The sequence below is a fragment of the Prosthecobacter sp. genome, assembly GCF_034366625.1.
GTDB lineage: Bacteria > Verrucomicrobiota > Verrucomicrobiia > Verrucomicrobiales > Verrucomicrobiaceae > Prosthecobacter.
The window spans coordinates 136273-157572 of sequence record NZ_JAXMIH010000008.1 but is presented as its reverse complement, the minus strand read 5'-3'; the positions used below and the strand labels follow the sequence as shown (position 1 = coordinate 157572).

15 protein-coding genes are annotated in these 21300 nt (G+C 60.8%); 7 read left to right on the top strand and 8 right to left on the bottom strand.

Annotation, left to right across the window (positions count from 1 at the left end):
• The first annotated feature begins 37 nt into the window (after nt 1-37).
• Genes U1A53_RS09175 through U1A53_RS09155 form a run of 5 tightly spaced genes read left to right on the top strand, consistent with a single transcriptional unit; the run spans nt 38 to nt 3969 of the window.
• Complete coding sequence (locus tag U1A53_RS09175) at nt 38-1057, top strand: hypothetical protein (RefSeq protein ID WP_322280360.1); 1020 nt, start codon at nt 38-40, stop codon at nt 1055-1057.
• Between the two features lie 24 nt (nt 1058-1081).
• Nucleotides 1082-1810 (top strand): SDR family NAD(P)-dependent oxidoreductase, encoded by a 729-nt coding sequence (locus tag U1A53_RS09170; RefSeq protein ID WP_322280359.1) that lies wholly within the window; start codon nt 1082-1084, stop codon nt 1808-1810.
• 36 nt (nt 1811-1846) lie between these two features.
• A complete protein-coding gene (locus U1A53_RS09165) occupies nt 1847-2101 on the top strand; it encodes a phosphopantetheine-binding protein (RefSeq protein ID WP_322280358.1) in 255 nt (84 codons plus the stop codon).
• An 18-nt stretch (nt 2102-2119) separates the two neighbouring features.
• Entirely contained in the window at nt 2120-3130 is a 1011-nt protein-coding gene (locus U1A53_RS09160) for a lysylphosphatidylglycerol synthase transmembrane domain-containing protein (protein WP_322280357.1), read from the top strand.
• Nucleotides 3127-3969 (top strand): patatin-like phospholipase family protein, encoded by an 843-nt coding sequence (locus U1A53_RS09155; protein ID WP_322280356.1) that lies wholly within the window; start codon nt 3127-3129, stop codon nt 3967-3969. Before U1A53_RS09160 ends, U1A53_RS09155 begins: the two co-directional genes overlap by 4 nt.
• Here the strand turns inward: U1A53_RS09155 and mfd are convergent, their stop codons facing one another.
• Complete coding sequence (gene mfd, locus U1A53_RS09150; protein WP_322280355.1) at nt 3970-7179, bottom strand: transcription-repair coupling factor; 3210 nt, start codon at nt 7177-7179, stop codon at nt 3970-3972.
• Between the two features lie 113 nt (nt 7180-7292).
• The gene (locus tag U1A53_RS09145; protein WP_322280354.1) at nt 7293-8000 is read right to left on the bottom strand and encodes a hypothetical protein; all 708 of its coding nucleotides are present in this window, start codon (nt 7998-8000) and stop codon (nt 7293-7295) included.
• A 213-nt stretch (nt 8001-8213) separates the two neighbouring features.
• Between U1A53_RS09145 and U1A53_RS09140 the strand changes: the two genes are divergently transcribed.
• Together U1A53_RS09140 and U1A53_RS09135 are read left to right on the top strand one after the other, a co-directional pair.
• Nucleotides 8214-8951 (top strand): sigma-70 family RNA polymerase sigma factor, encoded by a 738-nt coding sequence (locus U1A53_RS09140; RefSeq protein ID WP_322280353.1) that lies wholly within the window; start codon nt 8214-8216, stop codon nt 8949-8951.
• A 53-nt stretch (nt 8952-9004) separates the two neighbouring features.
• Nucleotides 9005-13843 (top strand): serine/threonine-protein kinase, encoded by a 4839-nt coding sequence (locus U1A53_RS09135; protein ID WP_322280352.1) that lies wholly within the window; start codon nt 9005-9007, stop codon nt 13841-13843.
• A 46-nt stretch (nt 13844-13889) separates the two neighbouring features.
• On the opposite strand, the gene U1A53_RS09130 is transcribed toward U1A53_RS09135, so the two are convergent.
• The 6 genes from U1A53_RS09130 to U1A53_RS09105 all read right to left on the bottom strand — a co-directional run bounded on the left by U1A53_RS09130 (nt 13890) and on the right by U1A53_RS09105 (nt 21279).
• On the bottom strand, nt 13890-14144 hold the full coding sequence (locus U1A53_RS09130) for a hypothetical protein (RefSeq protein WP_322280351.1): 255 nt from the start codon (nt 14142-14144) through the stop codon (nt 13890-13892).
• Between the two features lie 48 nt (nt 14145-14192).
• Complete coding sequence (locus U1A53_RS09125; RefSeq protein ID WP_322280350.1) at nt 14193-14573, bottom strand: hypothetical protein; 381 nt, start codon at nt 14571-14573, stop codon at nt 14193-14195.
• A gap of 32 nt (nt 14574-14605) precedes the next feature.
• A complete protein-coding gene (locus U1A53_RS09120) occupies nt 14606-15361 on the bottom strand; it encodes a sulfite exporter TauE/SafE family protein (RefSeq protein WP_322280349.1) in 756 nt (251 codons plus the stop codon).
• 64 nt (nt 15362-15425) lie between these two features.
• The gene (locus U1A53_RS09115) at nt 15426-17357 is read right to left on the bottom strand and encodes a VCBS repeat-containing protein (RefSeq protein WP_322280348.1); all 1932 of its coding nucleotides are present in this window, start codon (nt 17355-17357) and stop codon (nt 15426-15428) included.
• Between the two features lie 99 nt (nt 17358-17456).
• Nucleotides 17457-19061 (bottom strand): fucose isomerase, encoded by a 1605-nt coding sequence (locus tag U1A53_RS09110; RefSeq protein WP_345786484.1) that lies wholly within the window; start codon nt 19059-19061, stop codon nt 17457-17459.
• Between the two features lie 103 nt (nt 19062-19164).
• The gene (locus U1A53_RS09105; protein WP_322280346.1) at nt 19165-21279 is read right to left on the bottom strand and encodes a beta-galactosidase; all 2115 of its coding nucleotides are present in this window, start codon (nt 21277-21279) and stop codon (nt 19165-19167) included.
• Between the last annotated feature and the right edge of the window lie 21 nt (nt 21280-21300).

The window sequence follows — 21300 nt, the reverse complement described above, 5'->3', positions numbered from 1 at the left end:
GCCGGAACTATCAGCAAAACCGCGTTAAGTGCCGGTCATGCGCCGCACGCTTCTTTTCTTCATGTTTCTCACCGTTGCCGCCTCCGCCACTGATTTGAAATGGTCACAACTGCCGCCGCTGCCTGATGAACGAGGCTTCGCGGGTTCCTTCGCCGGTGTGAGCGGCGGATCGCTCATCGTGGCCGGGGGCACGCATTTCATCGACAAAATGCCGTGGGAAGGCGGAACGAAGCTCTGGTATGACACCGTCTTCGCACTCGACAAACCAGACGGCTCATGGCGCATCCTCGGCAAGCTGCCGAAACCGAATGGCTATGGTGTGAGCATCACCACGCCGGAAGGACTCGTCATCGCGGGCGGTGGGAATGCGACGGAGCATTTTCGCGAGGTGTTCTGGCTCGACAACAACGTGGCGCTACCACCCCTGCCGAAGCCTTGCGCGTTCATGGCGGGCGGCGTGCTGGATGATGTGATCTACATCGCCGGTGGCATCGAAACACCCACGGCAACGAGTGCGCTGAACACATTCTGGTCGCTGCATTTGAAGAAACTCGGCGCCCAATGGCAGGAACTGCTCCCCTGCCCCGGCAAACCGCGCATTTTGAGCTGCATGGCCGCTGCGAACGGCGCGGTGCATCTGTTTAGCGGCGCGGCACTGAAGCCCGGACCTGACGGCAAACCGGAGCGCGAGTGGCTGAACGATGCGTGGGCCTACAAACCGGACGCAGGCTGGAAAAAACTGCCCGACATGCCCCGCGTGGCCGTGGCCGCGCCGAATCCAGCTCCGGTGGTCGATGACAAAATTCTGATCATCGGCGGTGATGATGGCGCGAACGTGAATTTCGAGCCGAAATCGAAGCATCCGGGCTTTCCGCGTGATGTGTTGGTTTTTGACCTGAAAACGCATTCCTGGTCAAAATCGGCCCAAGTGCCGTTCTCGCTCGTCACCACGAATGCCGTGCTCTGGAACGATCAAATCGTGATTCCAGGCGGCGAAGCGCGGCCGGGGGTTAGATCGCCGCAGGTTTGGGGCGCATCTCTTCGCTTGAAACCTTGAGCGTGAAACTCCAATGCAAGAAGCATGAGCCGCAACATCCTGATCACTGGCGCGAATGGGGCGCTGGGCCTCGCCATCGCTGAATATTTCCTCACGAAGGAGGCGGACTGCCGCGTGTTTTTGGGCGTGCGTGAGCGCCGTGAGAAGGCGCAGGAGCTTGCCGGGCGATTTCCGGGACGTACGGATCTGATCACGCTCGAAATCACCTCACCGGAAGCGTGGCAGGCTGCCCTGACAGAAATCGAGGGCAAAGGAGCGCCGCTCGGCGTTTTGATCAACAACGCCGGCTTCCACGAAGACGCGCTGCTGGCGAACATGTCGCAAGATCAATGGTCGCGCGTGCTGGATGCGAACCTGAACGCGGTCTTTCACGGCTGCCAGGCGGTGCTGCCGGGGATGATGCGCCAGCGGCAGGGGCGCATCGTCAACATCGCCTCGCTCAGCGCCATCTCCTCACCTGCCGGGCAGACAAACTACGCGGCGGCGAAGGCAGGTGTGATCGGCCTGACGCAAAGTTTGGCGAAGGAATCCGCCCGCATGGGCATCACGGTGAACGCGGTCTGCCCAGGCTACATTGAGGGGGGCCTGCCCGCCGACTGGACGCCGGAGCACCTGAAAGCGCTCAAAATGCAGCTCCCGATGCGCCGTTTTGCGAAACCTGCCGAGGTGGCGGCGGCGGTTTTCTTTCTTGCCAGCGCAGAGGCGAGCTATATCACTGGAACAAGCCTCAAAATCGACGGCGGCATGCTTTAAGCTCTCCCCGTCGCCTCCCAAAACGTAATCCCCAGCATGCCCACCCGCCAGCGCCTCAAGGAACTCATGATCAGCGAGCTGATGCTCGACATGTCGGCAGATGACATCGGCGATGACACCCCGCTCTTCGGCCCTGCGGGAGTCGGGTTGGACTCCGTGGATGCCCTTCAGCTCGTGGTGATGATCGAGAAGCACTTCGGTTTCAAAATGGCCGACCAGGAGCAGGCGAAGCGCATCCTGCACAGTGTGAACACGATCGCCGAGGCCGTGGACCAGAAAGCGGCGGCCTGATTTCCCTGCCCCAGCTTTTTGAAACGCCTGATCTCCATCTCCCTTCGTCTGCTCATCAGCGGCGTGCTGCTCGCGCTGTTGTTTCGCGAGCATGATCTCATCGCCGACATAGCGCCGCGTTTTCGCGCCCTGCTGACAAACTGGCCGTGGATGCTCGCCGGGATCGTGTTCGCGTTCCTTTCGCTCTTTCTGACCGCCACGCGCTGGCACATTCTCCTGCGCGGCCTGGTACCGCATCTGCCGTTTGGCATGGTCTTGCGCGCGGAGATCGTCAGCGCCTTTTTCAACATCAGCTCCGTCGGCGTGGTCGGCGGGGACACTTACAAGATCATGTCTCTCTCGCGGCGTCTGCCGGGAAAAGCGATACCGGTGAGCGTGTCGCTGGTGCTGGATCATCTCGCGGGGCTGGTCTCTGTGGCGCTGCTCTTTCTCGGTTGCATGCTGGCGGTGCATTCACGCTGGCAGGAGTTCGGCCAGGATGTGCGGCTGCTTTTCACGGGCTATGGCATGTATGTCGGCGGTGGGGTCGGCGGGATGGCGCTCACGTGGATTTCCTTCAAACCAAACGTGCTCGCCTGGGGAAAACGCACCTTCCCCCGCACGTTCGGCCATCCCAAGTTTGCCCGCATCCTCACCCGCATGGGGCAGGTGAACGAGGTCTTCACGCTGCTCTGGCGGCGCATGCTCTCCGCCACGGTGGTTTCCACCGGCATGCATGTGGCGTTTTTCATGAGCTTCTACTGCGGCCTGCGTGCCGTCGGAGGCGCGGCTCCGCTTCTCGATGTGCTCACCGCGATGCCGATTGTGGACGCGGCCGCGTCGTTGCCGGTCTCCATCTCGGGCCTCGGTGTGCGCGAGCGCACCTTCGAGGCGCTGCTCGCAGGACTGGCGGGCGTGCCCGAAGCGGTGGGCATTTCCGCCTCGCTCGCCGGCTGGATGTTCAATCTGTTCTGGGGAGTCGTGGGTGGAGTGCTGTTCCTGCGTTCCAAGCACACGCAAATCATCGCACCTGAGGCGCGAACTGCATGAGTTCACCACCGCGCATCGCCATCTCACTCGGCGCGTCCTTCATGGGCTACGCCACGCATGCGGGGTTCATGGCGCGTCTCCATGCTCTCGGGGTGCGTCCTGTCGCCCTGGCAGGGGCTTCCGCAGGCGCGATCACCAGCGGCCTGTATGCCGCAGGACTGGAGCAGGAGGCGATCCGGCAGACGGTGCTCAGCCCGCGTCTGTATCTCGCCTTTGCCAGCCGCACCAAATGGATCTGGCATCAGTTCGTGAATGTGTTCAAGCATCGCCATCCCGGCTTTCTCGATCCCAAAGGCGCCATCGCCCATTTTGAATCGCTCGTCGGCACGCGAAGCATCGAATCGCTCACCGATCCGAAGCTCATGATCACCCTCAGCGACCTCTCCAAGAACGAGACCCTCTTCGCCAGCCGCGGACCGCTCGCCACCGCCATGGCCGCCAGCTCATGTGTGCCCATGCTTTTTTCTCCGTTGGAGTTCGATGGTCGCATGTGTACTGACGGCGGCGTGGCCCATGAAACACCGGTCGATCCGTGGTTCAAAGATGAATCCATCGATCACATCGTCATGCACCGCATCACACAGCCTCAGGGAAAGCCTCCACTGATGCTCCCCGGGCGTCTGCTTGACACCATTGCCGCCTCCCATGAGTCCATGACCCGTCAAATCCTGGCCGACCGCATCGAGCTTGCCCGCCTGCACGGCAAGAAGCTCACGCTCATCACCACCACGCATCCACGCCCGTCACCGCTGTTTCCGGGTCGATTGAAAAACTGCTACCAGTTGGGCGAGGACACGGCGCAGAAGCTGTTCGACACGGAGCTGTCCCAACTCCTCTGATTAAAGCGTGCGCAGCATCGCCAGCGTTTCGGCGAGCTGCTTGTGGCCTTCCTTGGCACTGAGGCGCGGAAACTTGCCCTGGATCATGACGAACTTGCCGTTGCGCGTGAGCATGAGCTTGCGGTCCTTGATTTCGATCTCGCTGATGCCGGCGTGCGCGGCGGCGAGGCGCATGGAGGCGCAGGTGAGGAGGTTCTGCACGGCGTGGGGCAGTTTTTCGCCAAACTGATCGCGCCATTGCGCTTCGAGCTCGTCGAGTTCTTTGCGCGTCATGATCTCGCCAAGCTGGCGATACGCGGTGATGCGCAGTTTGAGATCCTCGATGAAGGATGAAGGCAGGAAGGCGGGCGTAGCCGTTTTTTCGGCCTGGAGCATCAAGGCCTCGCTCATCACGAGGAAATCAGCGCGCAGGCCGACCTCGACAGGACGCGCCACGCGGCGTCCCTGCATGCGAGCAACGCTTTGCTTGAGCATCTGGCAGTACAGATCAAATCCGACGGCGGCGATGTGCCCGCTCTGCTCGGTGCCGAGCAGATTGCCCGCACCTCGAATCTCCAGGTCACGCAACGCGATCTTGAAGCCGCTACCAAGGCCGGCGTATTGCTTGATCGCGTTCACACGCTTGCGCGCATCACCCGCGGTCACGGCGTCGCGTGGAAGAAGCAAATAGGCGTGTGCTTGAACACCGCCACGGCCCACACGACCGCGAAGCTGATACAAATCGGCCAGGCCGAAGCGATCCGCGCGGTCGATGATGATCGTGTTCGCGTTCGGGATATCGACGCCGCTCTCGATGATGGTGGTGCAGACGAGCACATCCGCGTCGCCATCAACAAAGGTGTGCATCACGTCTTCGAGCATCTCCTCGTGCATCTGGCCGTGGCCGACGATCACGCGCGCGCGCGGACACAGCTCGCGAATGCGTTGTGCCGTCTTCTCGATGGTCATCACACGGTTGTGAAGGAAGAAAACCTGCCCGCCGCGGTCGATTTCGATCTCGACGGCCTCTTTAATGATACGGTCGTCATACGGACAGATCATTGTCTGCACGGCCTGCTTGTTCGGCGGCGGCGTCTCGATGGTGCTCATGTCACGCATGCCCATGAGAGCGAGATACAGCGTGCGTGGAATCGGCGTGGCGCTGAGCGTGAGCACATCGACGAGGCGGAACAGGTCTTTGAATCGCTCCTTGTGCTTCACACCGAAGCGCTGCTCCTCGTCGATCACCGCGAGGCCCAGGTTCTTGAACTGAACGTCTTTGGAGATCACACGATGCGTGCCGATGACGATATCGACCGTGCCTTCGGCGATTCCGCGCACAATTTCGCGTTCGCGGTTGGCCGGTGTGAGACGGCAGAGCATTTCCACGGTCACGGGGAACTCGCTCATGCGCTGGCGGATGTTTTCCGTGTGCTGGCGGGCCAGCACGGTTGTGGGCACGAGGATCGCCACCTGACGACCGCCCATCACAGCTTTGAACGCGGCACGGATCGCCACTTCCGTCTTGCCAAAGCCGACATCGGCGCACAGCAGGCGGTCCATCGGCTTCTCCGCCTCCATGTCGCGTTTGATCTCCTCCGCGCAGTGGAGCTGGTCCGGTGTTTCGCGGTAGAGGAATGATTCCTCGAACTCGACCTGCCATTTCGTGTCCGGCGGATGCGAGTACGCCTTCAGCGTCTGCCGCTCCGCCGCCACGCTGAGCATGCGTGCGGCGAAATCTTCCACGCTCTTCTCCGCGTTCTTGCGCGTCTTCTGCCAGCGTGCCTCGCTGAGCTTGCTCAAGGCCGGCGCCTTGCCGCCGACACCCACGTAACGCGTGACCATGTGCGCATGCGCCACCGGCACAAACAGCTTCGCACTATCCGCGTAATGCAGCACGAGCACTTCCTCCCGCTTGCCCGAATCACGCACTTCGACACCGCCGTAGCGCGCCACACCGTGCTCCGAATGCACCACGGTGTCGCCTTCACGCAGATCGCGCATGACATCCCGCGCTTTGCGCAGCACCTCGGCCTCATCCAACTTCGAGCCACGCACGCGGCGGATCTGCTGATGCCTTCCAAAAATCTCCGCGCCGGTCAGGACGGCCAGTTTTACCGCTGGAACAGTGAAACCGCGATAGAGCAGGCCCAGCTTTGTCTCCAACGAGGACGGCAGCCCGCTTTGCAACTCGGCGAAACGCTCACGCTCAGCCTCGTTGTGGAAGAAAATCACCGAGCGCCAGCCCGCCTCGTGCCATTCGCGAATCTGCCGGGAGAAATGCTCTCGCCTCGCTTCATGCAGAACGAAATCAGACGCATCGAAGACGCCGAGCGGATTCTCGTGAATCGCCGTGGAGAAGTCCTCCAGCCCCTCCACTGGCGCGGCGGAGCTGAGAATGCTCGCATGCACCGTCACATCGCCCTCGCAGTCGATGGTGACGATGAAATCGTCCTGCCGCAGATGCTCGCGCACCAGCGCCGCATCCTCCGCATTCTCATTCATCTGCACCATCACCCCCACACGGTCGAGACGCTTGATGGAGGATTGATTGTGCAGGTCAAAGGCACGGATGGATTCGATCTCGTCATCGAAAAACTCCAGCCGCAGTGGCTCCTCCGCCTGCCAGGTGAAAAAATCCACGATGCCGCCGCGCCGGGCGAATTGACCGCGTTCGGTCACCACAGGCACACGTTCGTAACCAGCCTCACCCAATTGACGTAGCAGCGCCTCCACATCGAGCTTGGCACCGACCTCCAGCGTCTGGCGCTGCGTCTCGATCTCCGCCAGCGCAGGCACCTGCTCGTCGAGACTGTCGGCGCACAACACCATCACAGGCGAATCGCCCTCCATCATGCGCCCCAGCACCCCCGCACGCTCCGCCAGCAGTTCGGGATCTGCCAGAGCGTCATTCACGACATGCCCGAGACGCGGAAAATATAACGCCGGGCACTGCCACACACCGAGCTCGGCATGCACATGATCCTGCGTCTTCACATCCGCGCAGAGAATCCACACGCGGCGGCCAGGGTGCGCCTTTTCCGCATGCCGCACCATCAACGCAGCCGCAAAGCCGAAGGCCTGCGGCGTCACATGATCCAGAACAAGTTTTTCCTCACCCAGCCTGCGCTGAAACTCCGCCACAGCCAGTGTCATATCCACGAGGCCGAGCGCATCCCCCCGCGCACGCCCGGACGGGGGTGGTGGTTGACGATTCGCAGCCTTCTTCACGCCGCGGGGTTTGGGGGCACGCTTGACGGGATCCAAAACAAAGCGCCGGGTGGTGACACCCGGCGCTGCAATCAGCGGATAATGCTGGAAAGATCAATCGCGAAGAAGCGCGGCTATTTGTTGTTCGTGCTGGAGCCATTCGCACTCGGTTTGCCCACGGCTGCGGCTAGGAGGTCGTCCTTGGTGGCGTATTTGTGTACTTCGCGGTCATTCTTGTCAAAGATGCGCACCACGAGGCCGCCCATGCCATCCGCCTGCCGGTTCTTGTTGCCGCCGATATAGTAGTAATCACCTCGGAGCTCTTCTTTGTGGAGCACGATCTCGGTCGTATCCACCGTGGCGCTTGAGGAGCCAGGAATGGCGCTCACTTTGGAACTGCCGGAGGTTTCAATGCGTGCGCCACCTTTGCCCGTACCGCCGTCTTCTCTGCGGAAACACCAGTAGTCCACACGCAGGTCACCGACAGCCACGGGCATCCGGTTCTTGATCTCGATTTTGTAAATCCAACGCTCATCCTCCACCGTGACGACACCCTGCTTCTGCTTGGTCTCGCCCATTTTCTTCTTCGTGTACTTCACTTCAAAATTGTACTTGGCGTTTTGATCGGCCCAGTCCTTCATGAATTTCTGGTCGTCCGCCGAGAAGGAGGCGGCCGGGACGGTAAAGCTGCGTCCATCACTGGCACGCTTCAAAGTGGCCTGGCCTCCAGCAACGGCCACCAGCTCGGCATCGAGCTTGCGCCCCTGCAGGTCGGTGAATTCGCGGGCGGAGAGAGTGGTGGCAGCAATCAGGCACAGACTGGCGAGGAGGTGTGTTTTCATGGCGCGTTTTTTGATTTGGTGTGATAAACGGACGCAGGCTAGTATTTTTTGCCAGTCAACGTCAAGAATGATTTTCAGCCCAAGGCTCAACTATTCCGTGACATGATGGGCGAAAGGCTCTGTTCGAGCGCGATGCGTCCCAGGCGCGGATCGTGGCAGTTGGTGTGATTCCGGTGTAACAGGCGGCAGCGTTCCTTGAAGAAACAGCACCACATGTCTCGAAACGACTCCTCCGCAGCGCCAGCACCGCTTTTCGCGACCACGCGGTGGTCCATCGTACTGGCGGCGAAGCACGAGAATGCACCGGAATCGAAACAGGCGATGGAAACGCTGTGCCGGGCCTACTGGTATCCGCTCTACGCGTATGTGCGGCGTGACGGGCATGCGCCGCATGACGCGCAGGATCTGACGCAGGAGTTTTTTGCGCGATTGCTGGAAAAGGACTGGCTCCAGGCGGCAGGGCCAGAGCACGGCCGCTTCCGCACCTTCCTGCTCGTGGCGATGAAGCGCTTCCTGATTAACGAGTGGCACAAGAATGCCTCGCTGAAACGCGGCGGGCACATCACGCATGTGCCGCTCGACGCAGAAGATGCGGAACGCCGGTTTGCCAACGAACCTGAACTCGCGCCGGATGCGATGTTTGAGCGAAGATGGGCCATGACGCTGCTGGAGCAGACGTTGGCGACTTTGGAGGCCGAGTTCACCTCCGCAGGCAAAGCGGATGATTTTCAGGCCATGAAACACTGCCTCACACTGGATCGCGGCAGCATCTCGTATGCGGAACTGGCGGCAAAAACGAACTCCAGTGAAGGCGCTGCACGCGTGGCGGTGCATCGGCTGCGAAAGCGCTTCCGCGAGCTGTTTCGCGCAAACATCGCCGCGACGCTGGCGGAAGGTGAGGACGTGGAAACGGAAATGCGGCACATCGTGACGGTGCTGGGCGGAGATTGATGGGAAATCGCTTGTAACAGACCTGCGAAATCCCTGAACTACCCGTGGAAGCGATGAATTCCGAATCCACCCCATGCCCCAAATGCGGCTGCGAGCTGCCGAGTGATGCGCCGCAAGGTTTGTGCCCGCGTTGTCTCGCCGCGTTGAACTTCGCGACCGAAACGATGCCGCCGGATGCCGCGCCGGTCGCTACACAAACGCCGTTAACGCCGGAGGAACTAGCTCCGCACTTCCCGCAGCTCGAAATTCTGGAGTGCCTTGGTCGTGGCGGCATGGGCGTGGTCTATAAAGCACGGCAGAAGTCCCTGAACCGTCTTGTGGCGTTGAAGCTGCTCGCGCCGGAGCGTGCGGACGATGCGAAATTCGCCGCGCGCTTTGAAAAGGAGGCGCAGGCGCTCGCGGCGCTGAATCATCCCCACATCGTCACGATTCACGACTTCGGCCAGGCAGGCGGCTTCTATTTCCTGCTGATGGAATTCATCGACGGTGTGAATCTGCGCCAGGCGATGACGGCGGGACGTTTCACGCCGGAGCAGGCGCTGGCCATCGTGCCGCCAGTCTGCGAGGCGCTGCAATACGCGCACGAGCACGGCATCGTGCATCGTGACATCAAGCCGGAGAATCTGCTGATGGACAAGGAGGGACGCGTGAAGATCGCGGACTTTGGCATCGCGAAGATCGTAGCCCGCGAGTCCTCTCGCGGATCAGGGGACGAAGAGCCGCGAGAAGACTCGCGGACTACGGCTCTCGGCACACCGACGTATGCCGCGCCGGAGCAGCAGAGCGATCCGCGCCACGCGGATCATCGCGTGGACATATATTCACTCGGCGTGGTGCTGTATGAACTGCTGACTGGCGAACTGCCGCAGACGAATCTCGAACCGCCGTCGAAGCGTGTGCAGATCGACGTGCGGCTCGATGAGATCGTGCTGCGCGCGCTGGAAACGAAGCCGGAGATGCGTTTTGCGACAGCGGCGGAGTTTCGCACACAGGTGGAGGCGGCGATTGGAACTTCCGGCAACAGCCGACGTGAGGAGGCTCACGTTGGAACCCCGTCGCGCTTCCTCAAAATCGGCACCAGCACCCTCGTCACCCCGGAGAAGATCGCCACCGCAAGCGGACAGTTCTCGTGCCACCGCACGCGCGGGCAGCTCATCCTCGACGACCACCAGCTCACGCACTCGCGCGCCGGGACGACCACCGTCATCCCGCTCACCGCCATCCGTGACCTGAGCATCGGCCGGTATCCGCGCACGATGAATCCGGTGGGCCTCGACCTCCTCAGCGTGACTTACGAGGAGGACGCTCAGTGCAAACAAGTCCTGCTGTCGCCGATGGAAGGCATCTTCGACTTCCCCTCCATCTGGAACGCGCGCGTCGCCGAGTGGTTCACCGCGATCCGCGATGCCGTCACCGCCGCCACGGGCCGTGCGCCGGGGAACACGCCCGCCGAACGACTCGGCGTGCCCTCTGGTTCCAAGTTGATTTACGCCTTGTATCTGCTCCCGGTGGTCATCGGCATCACAATTGTACTGGTGTTGGCAATGCCTCTGATCGGCGGGAGCACCAGCGGCGGGGGCGGAGACGTGCTCGTGTTTGCCCTCGGCCTGCTGCTGCTGATTTTCGCGTTGCCTTTCATCATCGGCCGGCTGTTCCGTCGCCGGAGCAGCCCGGTTGAGCCGCAGGGTGCCCTGCGCCGCCCGTGGCGGTGGGCGGGTGTGGCTGGACTCAGCCTCGGCACCGCCCTGCTGCTGGGCGCGCCGGTGTTGAACGAGATCGTGGATGATTTTGGCCTCACGGTGACGGCGAGAAAGCACCTTGTCGCCCGCCAGCGTGCCGGGCAGCAGGCCATCGAAGCGAGGAGGATGGCAGCAGACAAACAGGCGGAATTGAACACCGTTCGTACCAAGCAACAAGCCGCCACTGAGCCGGAGCAGCAGGAACGGATTCGTCTTGAAGCTGCGACACTGACGAAAGACTCGCAGCGTCTTCAACTGCGGGCGATGCAGGCGGATTTGGCGCTGAATCACGCCGCGCTCGCCAAAGAACGCACGGAGCAGCAGCGCATAGCCCTCTTCTATCTGATCGCCGGTGCGCTGCTGATGGCTGGAGTGGTGGCGCTCTTTCACCGTGCCCGTGACGGCGATGGCTCTGCGCAGCCTCGGCGGCGTGGCGCAGCCATCGTGATTCTTGGACTCCTGGCTGTCGGGGGAGCAGCGGTGATGCTGGCGGTCTGGAGCTATCGTCTGGTTGGCCATTTCGGTGGCGGGCAGATCATGGTGAAGAGCGCGGCGGCGCAACTGGTCGGCGTGGAGGGGAACGTAGTGACGGTGGATCTGCACGTTCAGGTGGAAGGCGGCATCGCTGAAGTGCGGACCGAACTCACAGGCCATTACCCGCCGGCTGACAAGCGGCGCAAGCTGGTCGATGCGGACCGCAACACGGGACAAAGCTCGCTCGTGATGCCAGGCGCTCCCGCAGGCAACCAGCCGTGGCGCGCTTTCCCGCCCGGGCTGCACGCGTGGCGGCTGAATTTTGTGCTGCCCACACCCGAGCTCGCCCAGCAGGCCTCGAAGAACTTGCGCCCGATTGGCGAGCTGCCCGTCATCGCTGGAAAAACCTACGCTGGCACCATCTTTGACCTGGAAGACACGGGCAGCACGGAGCAGCGAGCTTCCCTCAAGGTCTCCGAGGTCATGACCTCGGCCCATCCGCGCTGGGTGAGCCTCTACGGACAGCGCTCTTGGAACGAATCGCACACGGAGGCCGTCTGGTTCGTCAGCGCCAGCCAGCCGGGCATGGTGCATCTGGGCGACGACGAGGGAAATCAACGCACGTCACTCCAACGCGATGCCAAAACGAAACTGCATGCGGTCAAAGCGCGAATCGAACTCTCCAAGGTCGGCGCTGACCGTGTGCGCATCGTCCGCGCCATCGGCGGCGCAACGGCGACGAGCGAAATCACAGGCGACTATCTGCTGCTGCGTGATGAACTGCTCGACACCGCCCTCAACTCCGCTAAAACCGAGCAGGGCGCGCGCGTGGAGCTGTGCCGTCTGAACGGCAGGCCGTTGCTGTTGGAAGTGCCGGTGATTCAGCAGACGCCCCATGAGCAGACACAGCCAGCCGCCGTCAGGAATGAGCATGTGACGCTTTTCCCCTTCATCGCGCTGGCCGTTGTGGCGATCATCGTCGGGGGTCTGATATTGCTCATTCTCTCGGCTCGCAAGAAAGGGAACACGGGCTGCATGGTGGTTTTGCTCATCCTTCTGGTCGGCGGTCTCCTGTTCGTCACTGCCGCCGCTGTTTACATGCTCAGCTATCGCGCGGTTGCACCTCGGTCCGCTGCGAGCATGTCCAGTCAGGTGGAATTGAGTTCGAACGGCAGCCATCGCGAATACCCAGGCGGCCTGGTGCATCAGGCATCCAATTTTCTGAACGTCCGCGTGCCTGAGGACCAGCTCGCCGTGCTGGAGGTCTTCATGCGTCAGGGCGACGACAGCCGCGTGCTGGTGCCGGAGCTTTCCGCCATCATCGGCGCAGGAAAAAACGCCGCCTACAACGGCGAGGTGTTCTGGACGGCCAAACGTGATGATGATAATGCAGCGGCCGACCAGCTCTGGTTCTGGGCCGTCAACGCATCCAAACCGGACGGCACCCGCACCGTGCCAAACCGCGACGTGGAGGCGCACTTTAGCCACCACATCGAGCATGATGAGCTGCTGAACTGGTGGCCGCTCGAAACACCCGCGCAAACCTTCCTTCCCCCGGGTTCCATGCGTGAAATCACCCTCTTCCGCACCCATGGCAGTGCCACCATCCACCCGGAGCATCCGAAGGAGATGATTCTACGTGTGCGCACGATGAAACTGCCCCCAGGCATCACCATCCTGCCCGGACAAGCTCTGTCTCAGGCAGGAACCGCCGCAGACACGCTGATCCAGGCGCTGCCGCAACCCGCGGCGTCCACAGCGCCGCAGATCCCGATGGCGATCGACTTCAACATGCTACGCGTCGAAAACCCGCCTGGCAGCCGCGACATCTGCGTCTTCTTTGAGCGCGACTCGAACCATGGCCTCGGCATCGAGCTCTGGCAGGATGTGACACGCGCTCCCGATGGCAAAGTGCCTGCCGCTGATGATCCCTTCTGGCTGCGCAAGCACTGGATCGGCCTGCATGACACGCGTGTGCTGAACTGGACGCTGCCGGATGATTTCACACCGGCGGAAGTGAGTGTAGCCACCCGGCAAATCGAACAGGAACTGATGCAAAGGCCTCGGTTGTCGCTGCCCGACGGCGCTGTCCCGGAGATCGGCCACATAAAGCACCGCGACGGCTGGACGTACACCATGGCATTGCGGATTCTGCGCGAACCGGGAGTGCCGCGTCCGCCAGCGCCGGAGGGCGCGCTGTTCACCTGCGAGAAGGACATCGTGCTGCCCGACCACGCCGTCATGCGCGTGCAGTTGCAGAAATCAGCCAAAGACGGCAGGAGAATCGCGGACGGCGAACCGCTGACCTTCCAAACAGCCAACACCGCCAAAGGCTTCGTCCTGCGCTGGCACGCGTACAAGCCAACTCTGCCGAACGGCGGCCCGAACTACCTGCTCGACTTCGTCGATCCTAACACGGGTGCCATTTTCCACCGGATTGAAGGCGGCTTTCCTCCTGGCACCGATTTGAGTTCGCCAGACGTCGTCCCACTCCCTGATACGCGGAAGAATATCCAGTTCACGGATCCTGGCATCACCACCCACCTCCGACTTCTGCGCGCCAGCATGCGGGCCGCCCCGGGTGCTGTGGTCTCTGCGTGGTGGGATGTGTATCTCGAGGTGGCGTATCTCAGCCCGAAAGACAAACCTGTGCCTCAGTTCCAATTGCCAGAGCTTTGAGGCGGCGGCCCGGTGGCATCAATGACGCCGCCAGGCACCGCAGGATTCACCGCTGCACAGGCTCCGCAGGTCGCACCTCGAGATAGGAGGTCGGAGGCTTTTGCAATTCCTCCTCTTTTTTTGCATCAGGTTCGGATGCCTCCCTGCTCCTGCCCACCGCATCAAACGGTGCCGTCACGATGTCACCGGTCGTTTTGACGGTCGTCGTCACGATGCTGCCGGCTGTTTTCACCGGCACGGTGATGAGGGAGCAGCCTGTGGCTGCAAAGGATGCGAGAAGCAGAACAAGGCTAGTTTTCATGGATGAAATTTTAGACCGTGTGGAGAATTTGTCATCCGAACCGATGGCTCATCTCACCGGCTGCGGTGGGTAGGGATACCAGCGTCCTTGATACCACTGGCCCTGCGGCTGCTGAGGCGGATACGGGTAAGCCTGCGGCTGTTGGGGATAAACAGGAGCGTATGGCTGCTGCGTATAACCCTGCTGAGGTGGATAATACTGCGCTGGGTAAGGGTGCTGAGGGTAACCTTGGGGTGGATAATACGGCTGCTGGGGCTGTGGTGCAGGCTGACGATGGCTGCCCATCGCCTGCACGCCCGCTTTGGCGACTCCGCCCGTGGCTTTGACCGTGGCACCCGCCACCGTGCCAGCCGCTCCCAGCGGCACGGTGATCAGCGAACAACTGGCAAGACCGCAACTGAGCAAGATGGAAGCGAGGAGGAAACGCATGTGGCGGCAGATAGCCGTGATCCGTCCCTTTGTCATGCAAACTGCCGCCAGAACATCACGATGGAGATGACCAGCCCAATCGCTGTGATCAAATGCCGCACACGCCTCGGCTCGATGCGCTGCGAGTAGTGGGCGCCGAAATAGTAGCCGACCAGTGCTCCGCCAGTCAGTGCCAGCGCCTGCGGCCAGTTCACCATGCCTGCGGCGATGAACCACACGGCTGCCACGACATTGATGAGCGAGCCGAGCAGGTTCTTGAGCGCGTTCATCTCATGAATGTTCGTCATGCCCATGAATCCAAACGACGCCAGCATCAGAATGCCGATGCCCGCGCCGAAAAATGCGCCGTAGATCGCCACCGGCAGTTGCAGAGCCAGCGAGAACCAGAGCGTATTCCGCCGTGATGTTGCGTGCGGCTTGCGCAGGAATCCCTGAAGAAAAAACAGCACCGTGGCGAACAGCACGAGGAACGGCACCAGTTTCGAGAACTGGTCATCGCTCGTCTGCGTCAGCAGCCAGCTCCCGATGCCTGCGCCGAGCACACCCACCGGGATGAACCACGCCAGCCAGTGACGGATCGCCTTCAAATGACCACGAAAGCTCACGATGCTCCCCGCCGTGCCGATCACGAGCCCCACGGTGCTCGTTGCATTCGCCAGCACCGGTGGCGTGCCAAACATCAGCAGCACCGGAAACGTCACCAGCGTCCCGCCACCCGCGATGGCATTGATCGCGCCAGCGGTGCAGCCTGCGGCGCTAAGGACGAGGATTTCAAGGGTGGTCATCATGTGCCACTAAAGTAGTCCTGTTGCTGTGCAACAGGCTTGTGGCTCCAGTTGCACAGCAACTGGGCTACTTCGCCTGCGGATTCTTCAGGAAATACAGGCGGCCATCCTCGGCACCGATGAGTAGATCGGGCAATTCATTCGCATCCCAATCCACTGGCGTAGGACTGGTGTCGTGGCCTTCGATGTTGCGGTCGCTGACGTTGCCGCTGTCGGTGAAGAGGATGATGCCGTCTTTTTCGCCGGACTGGCGCAGGTACTGGGCGTTCTGGCTGTTGAGGAGGATGTCAAGCTTGCCGTCGCCATCCCAATCCATGAGGCAGAGTTTGCGGCGGCCGCTCTTGCCGGCGGTGCTGGCGTTGAGTTGGAGAAGTTTACCGTCTTTGTCGGCAAAGATGCGCTGCGGCGGCTGGAGGCCGGTTTTGGTGCGCTGGAAAAAGCTCAGAAAGCCTTCGTGGTCGAGCATGACGAGGTCGGTGAGGCCGTCCTTGTTCCAATCAATCGCGACAGGCGTGGTGCGCCATTGGGTGAGCAGGCCTTTGCCTTCGGGACGCAGCCAGCCCCACGCGAGCTTGGGTTGTTCGCCGTTCCATTCGACTTCCACGGGTTTTTCAGCGGCGAGTTCGGGCTTCGTTTTGTTGCCGGTGTTTTCAAACCACACCACTTTGCCGAGGATGCTGTTCGCCACGATGTCGAGATCTCCATCGTGATCCCAATCAGCGACGGTTTGTGTGGTGTAGCCCCACTTGGCCTCGGCAGGTCCTTGAATGCTGCCGTTTTTGCCTGCCATGATGCGCAGCGTCTTGCCACCGGCTTTGAGCTTCGCGGGTGCGGCCCACTTCGGCTCGGCGACACCGGGGCCGCTGAGGTTTTCGATGAAGGCGATGTAACCGGCGGTGTTCCCCGCGATGACATCAGTGTCCTTGTCGCCATCCCAATCGCAGCCAAAGAGCGTGACGAGCGCGCCGAAATTGATCTCGTCGGCCTCCTGCTTGAAGTAGCGTGGCTTTTCAAACACGGGCGATTTGTTGATGCTGAGCTTGCCGGTGTTTTCGATAAAAGCGACGCGGCCATCCTCATCACCGCAGATGAGATCGAAGTCGCCGTCCTTGTCCCAATCGAAGGCCACGGGGTCGATCATCTCGAGATCCATGCGAAGAAACTTCCCGGCAGGATCGAACACACGGCGGCCCTTGGCATATTTCGGCTCGGTGCGCGTGCCGATGTTTTCAAAGTAGGTGAACTTGTCGAGGAACTCGCCGCACAGCAGGTCGAGATCACCGTCCTTGTCGAAATCCTCAAAGTTCGGAGACGGGCAGCCAAAGGTATCCACCGGTTGCACGCGGAACTCCTTGTCATACTTCGGCTCCGCGTCCGTTCCGTTGTTGCGGAAGATGAAGACGAAGCCGTGCAGCGGGCCGTTCATCCACTCGCCTTTTTCGTTCCAGGCGTCGTCCCAGCCATAGTAGCTCCAGTCTTCGATGCCTACACAGAGGTCGGTTTTGCCGTCGCCATCGTAATCCACGTAGCGCCATTGGTTGTGCCGCACCTTCGGGCCTTTCGGCTGCGTGCCCTTCGGCTTGTACCATTTCGCAGCGATGGGCAGTTTCACTTTTTCATCAAGGCCGGTCTTGAGGAAGTTCGGATGTTCAGTGCCGGGCGTGAGCACACGAAGCTGGCCGTTCACATAGCTGGGCAGGACGTAGTGCGCGGTCTTGCTGATGAACTTGCCCGGTTTGAAGACGGGCATCTTGTTCTTCGCGGTGTCACCGGTCGTATTCTCGAAGAGATAGACGCCGTTGTGCGGCTTGTCCGGGCAGGAGATCATCAAATCGAAATCGCCGTCACCATCCGCATCACAGGGCACCGGCCAGGCCCACAAACCAACCTCCAGATCGACGACAAGGCCGGGATGATTGTATTTGATGGGATGCAGGCCCTCGGCGGCGAGGAGATGACCGCAAAAAGACGCAAACAGGAGGAGGTTGGAAAGCTTCATGATGAACGAATGAGTTAACGCGTGGCGGACATGGATGCTTCGACGTATGGCGGCGCTTTCTTGCCCTATCTTTGACGATCTCTGACCTCAGAACAGCGATCAACGCGACAGCGTGCCGCACACATTCACCTGCATGCCAAGTCCACGCGCCATGGCCGCTTTGGCGAACATGCATTCGTCCGCTGCCTTGGCGTCCAAAGCGTAGGCAACCTGGATGTGATTGGCCTGATGCTTCGCCATGAGCTGATCACGGCTCACACCATACGTCACCGCGCTCATGATCGGCCACTGCGGCGTGGTTAGCTGCCAGCGGCGCTCCGTTTCCTCACGCGGCAGATCGACAACACCGCCGCGACCGATGTCCATGTGCAGCGCTTCATCCTGCACGTAGATGCGCGACCAGACGATCTCGCCCGGCTTGGAAATACCCCGCAGTGTAGAGCCGCCGCTCGGGAAATACATCGGCGGCTGCCGGAAGCCTTCGGCGCTCTTCCAGCCTTCGACAAAATGCGCCGGAGGAGCCGCGCCGCTGATGAGAAACACCCAGACGTAGTCCTTGCCAAATTTTTCGCCCCAGCGCACGTCATGCAGCGTCGTTTCAACCGGCTGTTGCAACGCGCGATGCACGCGGTGCGTGAGCATGCCGTCCAGACCGGCGCATTCATCGACTTCGTTGAAATGCAGCATCGGCAGGCCTTCAAACAACGTGCGCTTGCGATCTCGTGACTTCACCGGCGGACGGTCCGTGTTGTTGAGCATGCCTTCGACGAGATCACTCGCCGGCAGCAGATCCTTCAGGCCCTGCTGATACTGGATGCCGATGGCATCGCAGCCAAAATCATCTGCGATGCGCAGAGCCGCCGCGTACATTTTGCACTGAAGCCGCACCTGATCGCGCGTGAGCTGCATCGCGTGATTGTCGCCAAGCTGGAAGGTCATGCCGTGCTTCACCAGCCAGGTATGAATCGCCAGCGCGTCCGAATCGCTCACCTGCATCGCTTCATGATACAGCGCCGACTGGCTCAGCCGCTCCTTGAACACACCGCAGGCATGCAGTGCATGGTCAGGGATGATCGCGTTGAACATGCCCATGCAGCCTTCATCAAAGATGCCCATGATCGCCTTGTCGGTGACAAGCTGTGCCGCCAGTTCCTTGCCCAGCGCTGCCGCCTTCGTCGGCACCTTCACCTTCTCCAGCGGCTTCACATGACTGAGGTCATGCGTGATGCTGCCCGACTTCAGCCACTGCTTCAGCTTGGTCTTGAAAAACGTGTCTGTGAAGTCGTCGCTCCACAGCGTCGAGTATTTTACACCTGCCTTCGTGAGCGAGCCGTTCAGATTCAGCATGCCCACCAGACCCGGCCACTGGCCGCTCCAGTTCGCCACTGTCAAAATCGGTCCGCGATGCGTGGTCAACCCGGCCAGCACATGATGCGAATACTGCCACACCGCCTCCGCCACGATCAGTGGTGCCTCGGGATCAATGCCACGAAACACCTCGATGCCCATTTTCTGTGAGTCGATGAAGCCATGCTTCTTCGCGGGATCGACCGCGTGCGCACGTTTGACCTGCCAGTCCTCGGCTTTGAGCGCGGCCTCCAGCGCCGCCTCCATGGACTGCTGAGCCGGCCAGCACGTTTGGTTGGCGGACAGGCGCAAATCTCCACTGGCAACGAGCTGAACGATTTTTTGTTTGGAAGGCATAAACCGCACCATAGCGGGGAGTTTCATAGACCGCCAGCACGAGTCACAAACTTACGCCTGATGCGCATCCTTGGCATGGGGCTGACGATTCTTGATCTTGCCGCTACTTCGCGGACGGCACTATGAGCAGCGAACCGTCCCACTTGAACGGGGGACGTTTGCCAAGCAGGAGGTCGTAGATCGTGTGATTGGTCTTCATCATCTCGGCCAGCATATCCTTCCATGGACGATCCGCCACGCTGATAAGACCGGTGTTGTAGCTCTCACCGTTGTATTTGCTGAACCAGCGGCCCGTGGTGGCCTGATCGATGAGTGTGAACCATTCGATTCCGACGACAAAACCCAGCGCTGCGCTTTGCTCGACATAGTTGCGATACGCGAGGCCGCGTTCCTGCTGGCTGCTTAACGCGCGGCCGCCGATGAGACCGCTGTCCCTCGGCGAGGACCAGAAAAACTCGCTCAGCATCATCGGTTTGCCGCCGGTCCATTCGTGGTAACGCTTCAACGCCGCCGTATCGACGTCGAAGGTGTAGTAGTTGTAGCTCACCACATCGAGGTGCTTGCCCATGATGCGGCAGAGCAGCTCGTCCTTGATCGTGATCGGCTGGAGGCGGCTGCCGATGAGCATGTGGTTCGTGTCGTGCTGACGGAACGCTTTTTCGATCTGCGCGAAATACGTCTCCATGAATTCGCCGACAAAGGCTTTCACGTCCGCCTTGGCCGTGTCGGTGATCACGGCGAGTCCGGGCTCGACCAAATCATCAAATGAAGCGGCTTTCGCCTGCCACGCAGCGTTGAAAGCATCGGCAGTCTTGTATCTCTCCTTCAAGAACGCCACGAGACGCTGCTTGCACGCATGCTTGCCGGGCAGTGACGGAATCACACGTGGCAGTTCGTCGTAGCGCGGCTCGTTGACGATGAAATAGCCGATGAGCAGCGGATCATTCGCGCGCGCAGGCAGTCCGGCGGCGAGTTTCGCGGCGATCATCTTTTCTGTGGCGGCATCATACGGATCCCACACCTCATGCGCACCGGGAATGCGCGGCACGCCTTCCCATTCGTTGATCGGCAGATGTGCCACATACGGAAAATCGGCCTTCACATGCGCAGTCTCCGGCACGGGGCTGAACGCGCCGATGGAGTTGAAGCCCCACTTGCGCACCCGCTCGATCATACGTGTGGCGTGTGATTCGTAATCGTAGGCCGCGCCAAACTTCCGGATCACGTTCGCGAGGTAGAACGAGAAATGCGCGTCGCCATCACCGGGGCGAAACGCGCTGGCGAACTCGCCCTCCGCCTTCGGCAGCCATTCGTAGATGCCTTCGCGGCCTTTGACATAGGTGTAGTCGTCGCTCGGCGCAAAACCGCACAGGCCGAAATGGAAGAACGCATTGCCATCGGGATCGACGAGCCACCACTTGTCCTGCTTTTGCTCGACATGGAAGAAGCCCGTTTTTTTCAGTCCCTGCGATTCACCGCTGCCCGGCAGGCCGCCAAAGCGGTCGAGTTTCGGCGTCTCGATGCCTGCATAGTAGGTTTTGTCAGCCTTCACATCCGCTTTGAGGTCTTCGAGGCTTTTTAGCTTGTTTGGAAACGCGTCTTTGATGCTCTGACCGAAGGGATCGATCAGTTTCCTCACCGAGGCGAGATCCGTGGTGATCTTGATCTTCGCGTCCGCTCTGTCCGCAGCATACGGCACGATGAACATCCAGTGGTAGATAGCCCAGTCCCACGTGCGATTGTCCGTGAGCTGCTGAAACGCGTAATCCGGCGTCGTGACGCTCAAGCTCTGCCCCTGCGCGTTTTTGAGCATGAAGCTCGTGCCGTTCAAACTCGCGATGTGCGGTGGCGTCGCCTTCTCGGCGGGAAAAGCCCCTTCCTTCTCCGCGATCTTCCACGATCCACCTTTGGCAAAGCCGATGTCGATCAGCACCGACATCTTCCACGACTTCACATCGGCCGTCACACCGCGAAAACTCACCCCGACCTCATCTTTCGCCACCGAAACGACGCACTCTGTCCCGCCTTCATAGCGTAGCATCGCACTCGCGGCCACGGGCTTCACCTCGATGATTTTGTGCGGCGGCTCAAACTCCGGGTAAGTCAGTGTGAAACTGCCGAGGCTACCAGCGGTGATCTCGATGCCCGTGCTCGTGGCTTTGAAGTCGGCGGCAAAGGCGGTGAAGCTGGCGAGAAGAAGCAAAAACAGGGATTTCATGCGATCCTTGGTTCATCGCAT

Excerpts from the sequence above, each read along its gene's own strand:
- U1A53_RS09175 (WP_322280360.1), top strand. The coding sequence starts at position 38 with ATGCGCCGCACGCTTCTTTTCTTCATGTTTCTCACCGTTGCCGCCTCC.
- U1A53_RS09170 (WP_322280359.1), top strand. The coding sequence starts at position 1,082 with ATGAGCCGCAACATCCTGATCACTGGCGCGAATGGGGCGCTGGGCCTC.
- U1A53_RS09165 (WP_322280358.1), top strand. The coding sequence starts at position 1,847 with ATGCCCACCCGCCAGCGCCTCAAGGAACTCATGATCAGCGAGCTGATG.
- U1A53_RS09155 (WP_322280356.1), top strand. The coding sequence starts at position 3,127 with ATGAGTTCACCACCGCGCATCGCCATCTCACTCGGCGCGTCCTTCATG.
- U1A53_RS09145 (WP_322280354.1), bottom strand. The coding sequence starts at position 8,000 with ATGAAAACACACCTCCTCGCCAGTCTGTGCCTGATTGCTGCCACCACT.
- U1A53_RS09140 (WP_322280353.1), top strand. The coding sequence starts at position 8,214 with ATGTCTCGAAACGACTCCTCCGCAGCGCCAGCACCGCTTTTCGCGACC.
- U1A53_RS09135 (WP_322280352.1), top strand. The coding sequence starts at position 9,005 with ATGAATTCCGAATCCACCCCATGCCCCAAATGCGGCTGCGAGCTGCCG.
- U1A53_RS09130 (WP_322280351.1), bottom strand. The coding sequence starts at position 14,144 with ATGAAAACTAGCCTTGTTCTGCTTCTCGCATCCTTTGCAGCCACAGGC.
- U1A53_RS09125 (WP_322280350.1), bottom strand. The coding sequence starts at position 14,573 with ATGCGTTTCCTCCTCGCTTCCATCTTGCTCAGTTGCGGTCTTGCCAGT.
- U1A53_RS09120 (WP_322280349.1), bottom strand. The coding sequence starts at position 15,361 with ATGATGACCACCCTTGAAATCCTCGTCCTTAGCGCCGCAGGCTGCACC.
- U1A53_RS09115 (WP_322280348.1), bottom strand. The coding sequence starts at position 17,357 with ATGAAGCTTTCCAACCTCCTCCTGTTTGCGTCTTTTTGCGGTCATCTC.
- U1A53_RS09110 (WP_345786484.1), bottom strand. The coding sequence starts at position 19,061 with ATGCCTTCCAAACAAAAAATCGTTCAGCTCGTTGCCAGTGGAGATTTG.
- U1A53_RS09105 (WP_322280346.1), bottom strand. The coding sequence starts at position 21,279 with ATGAAATCCCTGTTTTTGCTTCTTCTCGCCAGCTTCACCGCCTTTGCC.